Genomic DNA, 10,749 nt, shown 5'->3' with positions numbered 1-10,749 from the left:
GCCGTGGTACCACGGCCGGGAGGGCAGCCAGGAGGTGAGGAGTTCGAGCTTGCTCGGCGTGAGGACGGTGTGGTGGATGACGGCCATGCGCGGTTGTCTCCCTGCGGGAAGAGGTACGGAACGTCTGCACCCCGAACGATGGACGTCCCGGGCCGGGAGATCAACTCCGTTGGGAGCCGCACTGTCGGCCCCTCGCGCGACCGTGAGTGACGCATCGTCACTCTCCGTGCGGAACTGGCCTTGTGATCGATTGGTGGCCCCTTCTGCCGCGGCGTAGGGTCGGATCTGGCGGGATCCAGTCACGATCCCCTGCCCCACGGCGCGATCCCATGACCAACCCCGAGCCCACCAGCCATGCACGGGCCGCCCCGCAGCAGAAGGAGCGGAGCGAAGGCCGTGGCAGCGGCATGGCGTTGCTGGTCATCGCGTCCTGTCAGCTCATGGTGGTGCTCGACATCACCATCGTGAACATCGCCCTGCCGGACATCCAGCGCTCGCTCGACTTCTCCACCACCAGCCTGTCCTGGGTGGTCAACGCGTACACCCTGACGTTCGGAGGACTGCTGCTGCTCGGCGGCCGGGTGGGCGACATCCTCGGCAGACGGCGGGTCTTCATCTTCGGCGTTCTCCTCTTCGTCCTCGCCTCGTTGCTGGGCGGCCTCTCCCAGAACGACTGGCAACTCCTCGCGGCCCGGGCCCTGCAGGGCGTCGGCGGCGCCATCGCCTCCCCCACCTCACTCGCCCTGATCAGTACGACCTTCCCCGAAGGGCCCGCCCGCAACAGGGCGTTCGGGGTGTTCGCCGCGGTGTCGGCGGGCGGCGGCGCGATCGGGCTGCTGGCGGGCGGGATGCTCGTCGAGTGGCTGAACTGGCGCTGGGTGCTGTTCGTCAACGTTCCCATCGGCCTGCTCATCGTGCTGGCCACGCCGCGCTGGATCCGGGAGTCCGAGCGTCATCCCGGGCACTTCGACCTGATCGGCGCGCTCACCTCCACGGTCGGCATGGTGCTGCTGGTGTACGGCTTCATCCGGGCCGCGCAGGACGGCTGGCGGGATCCGCTCACCCTCGCCGCGTTCGGTGCGGCCGTGGTCATCCTGGTGACGTTCGTCCTGATCGAGCGGCGCTCCCCGCAGCCGATCACCCCGCTGCACATGTTCGCGGACCGCAACCGGGCGGGCACGTACGGCATGATGCTGAGCCTCGCCGCCGCGATCTTCGGCATGTTCTTCTTCCTCACGCTGTTCGTGCAGAACGTGCTGGACTTCAGCCCTCTCCAGGCCGGGCTGGCCTTCCTCCCGGTGAGCGTCGTCATCGCGGTGGGTGCGGGGATCGCGTCCCAGCTCCTGCCGAGGTACGGGCCCAAGCCGTTCATGGTGCTGGGCGCGCTGCTGGCCGCCGTGGGTCTCGCCTGGCTGACCCTGACCGACGTCCACTCCACGTACGCGGGCAGCATCCTCGGACCGATCCTCGTCTTCAGCCTCGGTATGGGCATGGAGTTCGTGTCCCTGACGCTGATGGCGCTGTCCAACGTGGCGACCCATGAGACGGGCGCTGCGTCCGGCCTCCTCAACGCCACCCAGCAGGTGGGCGGCTCCCTCGGACTGTCCATCCTGGTCACGATGTTCGGTACGGCCAGCAACAACGAGGCGGAGCAGCAGATCCCCGCGTTCCTGGCCCAGGCGACCCCCGCGGAGCGGCTGCGCTTCGAACGCACCGGGCAGCTCCCGCCGCCGTGGGCCGACGAGATCCTGACCTCGGGTGTGTCCGCCGCCTTCATCACGGCCGCGATCTTCACCGCGGTCGCCGCGGTGATCGCGCTCCTCGTCATCCAGGTCCGCCCCTCCGACCTGGAACGGCTCCAGGGCGGAGGAATCCCGACCGTCTGACGTACCGGCCGTCCGACGTACCGGCCGTCATGTCAGGGCCCGCGACGCGCTCACCGTCCTGGGGTGCCGTCGCCCGTACGGAACGGGGTGAAATGCGCCGGGGCCCGGTCGACGGGCAGATCCGGACGCCAGGCGGTGAGGATCTGCGCGGAGCAGACGAACAGTCCCTGAGGGAGCTCGTCCAGGCGGTACCACGTCCACTCCCCGACACTCTCGTCCGGCTGGTCGGCAGGCTCGCCCCGCCAGGCGGTGACGACGGCCCCGACGGTGACGCGCGGCACCCCGCCCACCCGGTCGACCAGCGTTCCGAGGAGCGTCACGTCGTGTCGGCTCGCCCGCAGTCCCGTCTCCTCCGCGAGCTCGCGCACCGCCGTCTCCTCGAAGCTCTCGCCGGGCTCCACGCTTCCCCCGGGAAGCTCCCAGGTCCCTCGGCGGTGGCGGCCGAGCAGCAGACCCCGCTCGCCGAAGACGATGGCCCCGACCCCCACGGCGGCATGCGGGGCGGGTGGGCGGAGCGTACGCGGGCGGCTGGAGACCCGGGGCGACCCCGGACGCGGCAGGCGCCTCGCCGTGACGACCTGGACCACCACGGGGTCGTCGGGCCGCGGCGCGCGCAGCAGGTCCACCGCCTCGACGCTGAAGCGGTGCTCGGCGAGCAGGTCCTCCCACAACTGCGGGGTGAGCACCCACATGTCGACCGGGATCGGTTCCTCGTCCCGCAGCCGGATGACCTGCCGGCGTGGTGCCACGGTGCCGGACGGGCCGCGGCCCTCGCTGTCGGTGTGCAGCGCCGAGAAGACGAGGGGTGCGCCGTCGGCCAGGCCGTCCCGCAGCGCGGGCAGCAGACGGTGCGGGTCGATGCAGCCGAAGGACCGTACCCCGTAGGCCGCCTCGTACGGCTCCGCGTGACGCAGGTGGTCGGCGACGTCGGCGTGGATGAAGCGCACCCCGGGTTCGGAGCCGTGGCCGGCCATGGCGCGCCGGTGCTGGGTGGGGGACAGCTCGACCCCGTCGACCAGGGCGCCGTGGGCACGGGCCAGATGCACGGCGTGGTGGCCGGGCCCCGACCCGACGTCGAGCACACGCCTGCCCCGCAGGTCGCCGAGGATCTCGGCACCGGGGCCGGCACCCGGCCAGAACGCCCAGTCGAGGCGGTCCGGCACCGGGGGAGAGTACCCGTGGTCCAGCTGGAGCCGGCCGTAGCGGATCCAGCTCTGCTCGTTGATCGGCTGCGCGGTCATGCGCGCATTCTCTCCGTCGCGCTTGCCGTCACGACATACCGGGGCGGAACACCAGCGTCTCCATCACGGAGCGTGGCAGGGACGGGTTGGCGGCCGCCGCCTCGGCGACCCGCCACTCGTCGTCGCTGAGCAGATCCACGATGAGGTGCGGCGGCAGCGCCGGATGACGGGCGGCCAGGGGTCTGGCCCGGTCGTCCGCCAGGCAGGCGGTGAGGGCCGCCGCCGTGGCATGCCGGTGCCCGGCGATCTCCTTGAACGCCTTCCTCACCGGGGGCCGGCGGCACGACAGCTCGTCCAGCAGCCCAGGGGAGGCATCCGGGTTGGCGGCGACCCTCGCGACGACCTGGACGCCATGCCGGTCCACCATGCCGCGCAGCCGGGCCTCGGACAGGCCCGGGTGCGACGCGACCGACGTGGCGACCTTCGCGTCGGGATCGGCGGCCAGCGCGTCGCGGATCCCGGCGGGCAGATCGCGGCGGGCCGCCACGAGCATGCGTACCTCGGCGTTCGGTGACGCGGCCAGCTCCACGACCTCCGCCGGGGAGGCGGCGGCGATGCGGGGCAGCAGCGTCGGACCGATCCGGACGGTGCCGGCCAGGCGGACGAGGACGTCGAGCGGCACGCGCGGGTTGTGTGCGAGCGCGCGCCGCACGCCGGCGTCCCGGTCGGCGGCCAGGACGCGCGTCAGGGCATCGCCGATCGCGGGATTCTCCGCCAGCGCGGCCCGCACTCCCGGGACGGGATCGTCGGCGAGCCGTTCGGCGACCTGCGGCCACAGGTCGGACCGGGCCGCCAGGTCGGTGCGCAGCAGGGCCGAAGGGTGGGCGGCGAAACGCACGACGGCGTGGGCCGGTGTGGCCGGGTTCTGAACCGCCATGCGCTGCGTCTCGTACACGGTCGACTCGTGCGAGCCGTCACAGGAGGCACCGCGGCGTAGGTCGCAGTCCGGCCGCGGGCAGTGGGGATCGTGGACGAACGGCGGCTCCTCACGGTCGCACACCAGGCACCGCCGGGCCGGGGTGAGCCCCTCTCCGGTGATCAGCATGGCCAGTACGGCCGGCGCTGTCGCCTCGTTGGCCGCGACCGCGCACCGGACCTCGGCGTGGGCGTGCCGGGCGAGCCGGGTGGTGACGTCCGCCGTCGTCCACAGCGCCAGCTCCGTGACGACGCGCAGGTCCGGGTCGGCGGCGAGCGCCTCCGCCACATCGGCCGGGAGACCGGGGCAGGCGGCCAGCTTCTCCCGGTGCGCCACGTCCGGATCCGACGCGAAGAGCCGCGCCCACTCGGCCCGGCCCGCACCTTCGTCGAGAAGGGCGAGCGCGGCCCGCGGCTGCTCGCGGGGGTCGACGTCGGCGGCCCGCAGTCCGCCCGAGCGGACAAGCATCATGGCGGCCTCCTCGCTGCGCGCGGCGAGCGCGCTCGCCTGCTCCCGGCTGAGGTCCGTACGGTCGGCGAGGTCGCCTGCCAGGTCGGAGTCCGCGATGTCGATCAGCCGGTCGATCAGCTCGGTGGGCAGGGCGGGGTTGGCGGCGAGGCCGCACAGGACATGGGCATGGTTCACAAGCCCTCATCCTGTCCGACCGCCGACGGAACGGCTCCCGAATTTGTTCCCACCGCCGGGATCGCCGGCACGCCGGGAACCTCAGGAACGGAAGCCGATGACGCCGAAGCCCGGCCGTGCCACCGCGTGCCGCATCCAGCCGAGGCACTGCATGACGGCCTCGACGACCTCCGGCTCCAGCGGTGGCGCCTGGCCGGACTCGTCGACCGCCCGCTTGGTGGCCTCGAACTGGTCCAGCGCCTGAGCCGTCTGCTGGGGCGTCCACTCGCCGCACCCCGGCGTGAAGGTGTACGGCAGGGGAGCGGGCAGTCCGCCGTAGCCGAACTCCTCGACCGACACGGCGGTGATGCCCAGGGCCTTCAGACCCTGGTCGACCACAGACAGCCAGTCCCCCCGGTGCGGTGTGAAGCAGTCGTTGTCCAGGAACGAGCCGGTGAGCGAGCACAGGCGCTTGTACGCGTAGCCGTACTGGAAGGCGTGGCCCTCTTCCTCGCTGAACGGCCCGCCGTGGACGACCGCGTGCAGCGCCTCGTACGCCGTGGGGGCACCCTGCGCTATCGCGTGGCTGAAATAGTCGTCGTCGCGGGCCAGATCGTCGGCGAAGTTGTCGCGGATCACCTCCAGCAACTGGTCGTCGCGGGAGCCGACCAGGGCGCGCGTGGCGGCGACGTCGAGGAGGTAGACGCTCAGAGAAGAACTCATGCGGTGAATCTAGGGCACGCCACTGACAGGCCGCCGACGGCCGCCGGCCCGGCAGGTGGCCCCGCACCGGCCGGCGGCCATCGGCGACTCACGCGCCGCCGAAGCCGGCCTCGGCCAGGGCCAGCATGTCGGCGGCGGTCAGGTGGTTGTACGGATCGGCGGCGGTGGAGAGCAGCCAGCGGGCCGCCGCCACCGGTTCGGCGGGCGGGACGACCAGCAGCTCCCAGCGCCCCACGGTGCCGCAGTCCAGCGTGATGGCGTGCGCCTCGGTGACCACCCACGACAGGGACACCGCGATCACATGACCGGGCGCCAGCACCGTGCGCGGGGCATCGGGCCAGGCGGCCGTGTCGACGGTGACCCGGGTGACCGTACCGAGCCCCGGATCCAGCGCGTCGACCAAGGCCGGCAACTCCAGTTCCAGCGCGTCGCAGCGCGGCCACCAGGCCCCGTCGAGCGGTCCCCGGCTGGCTCCCGCGCTGAGCAGCAGCCGGGGCGCCGGCATCCGGTACGTGTGCTCTCCACCCGGTGCGCCGCTCGCGGCCGGCATTCCCGTGACGTCCATCATGCGATCCCGTCCCGGACGGCTCGGGCCGTCCGCGTCTGTCGTTCGCCGGGAACGGCACCGCCGTGGACGCGCTGCCCGGAACGCTCTCGTGGCAGCAGGCGTACGTCCGGCCCGCCGTCGGGGCTCACTGGTCGGAGTAGCGGATGTCCCCGATGGTCCAGGCGCTCACATCCTCCAGCGCCACGCGGTACATGCCACCCGTGTCCGGGATACCGACGCTGCCCTGGAGAATCCGGGCGAGATGGAAGTGGAGGTGGGTGGGCCGGCCGGAGCGGGGCGGTGCGTCGCCGTCATCCGGTGCGGAGAACACCTCCGCGAAGGGTTGCAGGTCCGTCGAGTCCCGCAGCACCTCGGCCACGCGCTGCTTCCACAGTGCTTCGGGGGCCAGCCGTCCGGTGATGACGGCTCCGGGGACCACCACGGTGAGGGACATCCGACTGCTGTGCTGAGACTCCACCGCCTCGGCGATGCCGAGAAGCAGATCGTCAGGGTGCGCCATGCCTGAGGAGCCTAGCCGAGGGAGGCGCGCTATGACTCCTGCGGACCGCCGACGTCTTGGACATTCCACGGACTCGTGGCGACGGCGGGGGCTTCGTGGCAGACGAAACCGAGCCGGGTCAGCGCCCTGCGCATCTCATCCGCGGTGAAGTCGCGGCGGTCCTGCTTGGTGATCACTTCCCCGACCTGCTTCACGGGGTAGGTGCGACGGCCGATGGTCACGGACACACCCGTGACCGGTTCGGGCTTGATGCCCTCCATCGACTGCTCGACCTCGCTCTTGATCAGGTCGAAGGGGAAACGGGCGATGACACAGCGCATGATGCCTCGACAGGGTTGTGTGAGAGACGCCGAAACGGGTGTGAGGAGCGTGGTCAGCGGGGCAGGGCCAGCACGCCGAGGGCGTAGCCGTGGTCGTCGATCACGGGGGAGACGTCGAGCGTACGGATCCGCATGGCGGCCTCCGCGTCGTCCAGGACGGCCGAGGAGGCGGTGAACGGCCCGCTGTCGAACGGGATGTCCCGCAGCCGCGTCCGGTCGATGAACCACGATCCGCCGCGATGGGCGGCGAGCTGGGCCCGGGTGACCAGGCCGGAGCAGCGGCCGTCGTCGTCCCGCAGCAGCAGATGCGTGACGCGGGCACCGATGAGCACGGACAGCGCCACGTCGACCGTCGTACGGTCGTCGACCTGCGGCACGGAGACGTCCATGGCGTCACCGGCGGTCAGACCGGTGCCGGGGATCGTGCGGGACTGGGGCGGAACGGATGTCAAGGGCTTCTCCTCTTCGACGGCCCGGCGGCGCTGTTCTGCTCGGCGACGGCAGGCCGACTCCACTCGGATCTTGGGGTGCCCTGGCCGGTCCGGCCTTCGGGTCTTCGGTCTCTGGGGCTTCGGTGTTCAGGCCTGGCGGGGCGGGCGTGCGGACGGGCGGCGGCCGCGTCCTCCCCGACCGCGCCTGGCGGCCCCGGGGAGCCGGGCCGGCTCCGCGACCGGGGCCGCGACGACGACCGGCACTCCGGACGGCGTCCGGGCGCCGGTGATGCGGTGCAGCTCGGCGTCGCCCGGACCGATCCGGGCGGCGTGCGGACGGATACCGGCGTCCGCCATCAGACGGTCCACCGCGCGGCGCTGGTGCGGCAGGACGAGCGTGACGACGGTGCCGGACCGGCCCGCGCGGGCGGTGCGGCCGCCCCGGTGCAGATAGTCCTTGTGGTCGCCGGGAGGGTCGACGTTCACGACGAGGTCGAGGTCGTCGACGTGCAGCCCGCGAGCCGCCACGTTGGTCGCCACCAGGACGGTGACGAGGCCGTCCTTGAACTGGGCGAGTGTCCGGTTGCGCTGCGGCTGCGACTTGCCTCCGTGCAGGGCCGACGCGCGCACCCCGACGGAGAGCAGCTTCCGGGTCAGCCGGTCCGCCGCGTGCTTGGTGTCCAGGAACAGGATCACCCGCCCGTCGCGGGCGGCGATCTCCGTCACGGCGGCGTGCTTGTCGGCGTCGTGGACGTGCAGCAGGTGGTGCTCCATCGTGGTGACGGCGCCCGCGGCCGGATCGACCGAGTGGACCACCGGGTCGTGGAGGTAGCGCCGTACGAGGAGGTCGATGTTGCGGTCGAGCGTGGCCGAGAACAGCAGCCGCTGGCCGTCCGGCCCCACCTGGTCGAGCAGTGCGGTGACCTGCGGCATGAAGCCCATGTCGGCCATCTGGTCGGCTTCGTCGAGGACGGTGACGCCGACCTGGTCCAGGCGGCAGTCGCCCCGGTCGATGAGGTCCTTGAGCCGGCCCGGCGTCGCGACGACGATCTCGGCGCCGTCCCGCAGGGCCCGTACCTGCCGGCTGATCGAGACGCCGCCCACCACCGTGGCGAGCCGCAGGCGCAGGGCCCGGGCGTACGGCGTGAGTGCGGCGGTGACCTGCTGGGCCAGCTCCCGGGTGGGGACGAGGACGAGGGCGAGCGGCTGCCCGGGCTCGGCCCGCTGCCCGTCCAGCCGGGCCACCAGGGGCAGGCCGAAGGCGAGCGTCTTGCCCGAGCCGGTGCGTCCTCGGCCCAGCACGTCCCGTCCGGCCAGCGCGTTCGGCAGCGTCGCGGCCTGGATGGGGAAGGGCGCGGTCATCCCTCGGGCCTGGAGGGTGGTGAGCAGGCGCGGGGGCATGTCGAGCTCGGCGAACTGCTCCACCGCCGGCAGTGCCTCGGTCGATGTGGCCGGCAGGGCGAACTCCGCCCCGTGCGGGGAGCGCCGGGGGCGCAAGCGGCTGCCGTGACTACGGGTGCGGTTCATGCGAACCTTCCTCGATGCGGCACGTATCGAGGAATTCCACCCGGGCGGCACAAGGCCGCACGAGGATTCACAAGAATGAGCCGGAGAAAAAGTACTGGCGCGGAGCGGGAAGAGATGTCGGACCGCTCGCGCGGGAACGTGAATGAGCCGGTGCCCGCACCCCAAGAGTGCGGGCCCCGGCCACGTTCGGTTCGCGTCAGCGTCAGGCGGGAACGATGTTCTCGGCCTGCGGGCCCTTCTGGCCCTGCGTGACGTCGAAGGTCACCTTCTGGCCCTCCTGAAGCTCGCGGAAGCCGGAGGTGGCGATGTTCGAGTAGTGGGCGAACACGTCAGCGCCGCCGCCGTCCTGCTCGATGAAGCCGAAGCCCTTTTCCGCGTTGAACCACTTCACGGTGCCAGATGCCATATTGAATCTCCCTCGGGGGCAGTGCCGGAATCCGCACTTTGCGAACTCCGAGTCGCCGCGATGATCACCCCTCCGGAAAGATTGGAAGGATCCGGAAAGCTCCGTACAGAAAACAAGTCTCTGGTAACCAAAACTGCAACTGGTACCACGCTAACACAGGTCGCCGGGAAATCCCATGCGTGATTAATCTCGCGGCGTCCGGCGAGGTATTTCTACAACGGCGACGTCAGATATCCCTACCGTCGTCCGCCAGTTTCCGCCGCATGTGCTCGTTCTCGCGGAGGGTGTCGTGGAGCTGGTCCTCGAGCGTGATGATGCGGCAGGCCGCCTCGATGGGAGTCCCCTGGTCGACGAGTTCGCGGGCGCGGGCCGCGATGCGCAGCTGGTGGCGGGAGTAACGGCGGTGGCCGCCCTCCGACCGCAACGGCCTGATCAGCCCGGACTCGCCGACGGCGCGCAGGAAGGCGGGGGTCGTACCGAGGATGTCGGCGGCTCGCCCCATGGTGTAGGCCGGGTAGTCGTCATCGTCGAGGTTGCCGGAAAGGGGGGAGTTCTCGGCGGGCATGGCACCTTTGTTTCGCGGACGCGGCGGGGGAGGTCGGGCGCTTCCGCGCCGTGCTCCGATGGCTGAGCGCCATCCGCCTGATACACCGCAACCCTAGCGCTCCCGGAACCGGATATGTGCTCCGGCGGACGCAGATTCCCGGCCGCCCGTGAGGAGCGGGCCCGCGCACGCCGACCAGGGGAGGGTCGCTACGGCACGAGGACGAGACGGAAGCGCGTGTAGTCGGCGAAATCGGCGACCGGCTCGAAGCCCGCGCGTTTGAGCAGGGCCGCGCTCCGGTCGTTGCCGTGCGTGAGGCCGGCGAAGACCTCGGTGGCCCCCAGGGCACGCGCCGCGTGGCCGTAGAGGGCCGAGCACGCGGCGGAGGCGTACCCCGCGCCGACGTGGGACTCGTCCAGCCAGTAGCCCGTGCCGTAGCGCGGCGGATGGACGGCGACCAGATCGATCCGGCCGATCAGCTCGCCGTTCAGCCGGATCCCGTAGCGCAGGTCGGGTCCCGGATCCTCGCCGAGGTGTTCGCGCACCCAGGCCGGGGTGGCCTCGCGCTCCGCCCGGAAGTCACCCAGCCGGCTCAGGTGCAGGCGGTTCCGGTCGAGCAACGCGTAGTACGCGTCCGCGTCCTCGGGCGTCAGCTCGCGCAGCACGAGACCCGTGACCCGGGTCGGAACCTCCGGCAGCCGGCCCTGAGGCGTCGAGGGTCTGTCCACGGCCGTGAACTTATCGGAGGCCCGTCCGGAAGCGGGACGGGGGACCGGAACGAGTTGCCCGCCCGCGTCGGGAGGCACGCGATGCCCGTAGGGCGAATGCGGCAGGGCGAATGTGGGGGAGACGCATCCGCAACAGGTCGCCGGCCTGGGCTGAGTTCGCGGCTTCCGTGCGCGTGCTCGGAGTGCTCGGGACTGACGTACCGGCACTCGAAGCGCGCAGTGCCGAGCGGGGCCAGGTGCCGGCCCGCGGCACGCCGGCCGACGTCCTCGGCGGGAAGGTCACGCCGCGTGCCCGGGGCTCGTGGCCGAGTTCGTACGGGTCCGCGGGGAAGGCGG

Annotated in this window: 12 protein-coding genes and 1 pseudogene; 1 reads left to right on the top strand and 12 read right to left on the bottom strand. The window is 71.9% G+C overall.

The annotated features are described in order from the left end of the window. A pseudogene (locus CCN42_RS44150) lies at positions 1–87 on the bottom strand (maltokinase N-terminal cap-like domain-containing protein); the annotation flags it as partial. A 320-nt stretch (positions 88–407) separates the two neighbouring features. On the opposite strand from CCN42_RS44150, the gene CCN42_RS03535 reads away from it, so the two are divergent. Beyond that, positions 408–1,886 (top strand): MFS transporter, encoded by a 1,479-nt coding sequence (locus CCN42_RS03535; RefSeq protein WP_086733012.1) that lies wholly within the window; start codon positions 408–410, stop codon positions 1,884–1,886. Between the two features lie 50 nt (positions 1,887–1,936). On the opposite strand, the gene CCN42_RS03530 is transcribed toward CCN42_RS03535, so the two are convergent. From CCN42_RS03530 to CCN42_RS03480, 11 genes are all read right to left on the bottom strand, one after another. After that, a complete protein-coding gene (locus tag CCN42_RS03530; protein ID WP_086733011.1) occupies positions 1,937–3,127 on the bottom strand; it encodes a bifunctional class I SAM-dependent methyltransferase/NUDIX hydrolase in 1,191 nt (396 codons plus the stop codon). Positions 3,128–3,155: 28 nt separating this feature from the next. Beyond that, the gene (locus CCN42_RS03525) at positions 3,156–4,688 is read right to left on the bottom strand and encodes a hypothetical protein (protein ID WP_086733010.1); all 1,533 of its coding nucleotides are present in this window, start codon (positions 4,686–4,688) and stop codon (positions 3,156–3,158) included. Between the two features lie 81 nt (positions 4,689–4,769). Then, the gene (locus tag CCN42_RS03520; protein WP_086733009.1) at positions 4,770–5,390 is read right to left on the bottom strand and encodes a DUF7691 family protein; all 621 of its coding nucleotides are present in this window, start codon (positions 5,388–5,390) and stop codon (positions 4,770–4,772) included. Between the two features lie 88 nt (positions 5,391–5,478). After that, positions 5,479–5,958, bottom strand: a complete 480-nt coding sequence (locus CCN42_RS03515) for a DUF5994 family protein (protein ID WP_245877126.1) — start codon at positions 5,956–5,958, stop codon at positions 5,479–5,481. Positions 5,959–6,082: 124 nt separating this feature from the next. Next, complete coding sequence (locus CCN42_RS03510) at positions 6,083–6,457, bottom strand: hypothetical protein (RefSeq protein WP_086733008.1); 375 nt, start codon at positions 6,455–6,457, stop codon at positions 6,083–6,085. A gap of 29 nt (positions 6,458–6,486) precedes the next feature. Next, entirely contained in the window at positions 6,487–6,777 is a 291-nt protein-coding gene (locus CCN42_RS03505; protein ID WP_086173371.1) for an SCO5918 family protein, read from the bottom strand. A 53-nt stretch (positions 6,778–6,830) separates the two neighbouring features. After that, positions 6,831–7,229: a CBS domain-containing protein gene (locus CCN42_RS03500; protein WP_086733007.1), complete on the bottom strand. Its 399-nt coding sequence runs from the start codon at positions 7,227–7,229 to the stop codon at positions 6,831–6,833. 126 nt (positions 7,230–7,355) lie between these two features. Continuing rightward, positions 7,356–8,735: a DEAD/DEAH box helicase gene (locus tag CCN42_RS03495; RefSeq protein WP_086733006.1), complete on the bottom strand. Its 1,380-nt coding sequence runs from the start codon at positions 8,733–8,735 to the stop codon at positions 7,356–7,358. Positions 8,736–8,937: 202 nt separating this feature from the next. Continuing rightward, complete coding sequence (locus tag CCN42_RS03490) at positions 8,938–9,141, bottom strand: cold-shock protein (protein ID WP_007383480.1); 204 nt, start codon at positions 9,139–9,141, stop codon at positions 8,938–8,940. A 226-nt stretch (positions 9,142–9,367) separates the two neighbouring features. After that, the gene (locus tag CCN42_RS03485; RefSeq protein ID WP_086733005.1) at positions 9,368–9,706 is read right to left on the bottom strand and encodes a MerR family transcriptional regulator; all 339 of its coding nucleotides are present in this window, start codon (positions 9,704–9,706) and stop codon (positions 9,368–9,370) included. Positions 9,707–9,894: 188 nt separating this feature from the next. After that, complete coding sequence (locus CCN42_RS03480; protein ID WP_086733004.1) at positions 9,895–10,413, bottom strand: GNAT family N-acetyltransferase; 519 nt, start codon at positions 10,411–10,413, stop codon at positions 9,895–9,897. Positions 10,414–10,749 lie beyond the last annotated feature (336 nt).

It is taken from the genome of Streptomyces glaucescens, assembly GCF_002154375.1.
Taxonomy (GTDB): domain Bacteria; phylum Actinomycetota; class Actinomycetes; order Streptomycetales; family Streptomycetaceae; genus Streptomyces; species Streptomyces glaucescens.
Note: the sequence above shows the minus strand (reverse complement) of the source record. Positions and strands in the feature narration are given on the sequence as shown.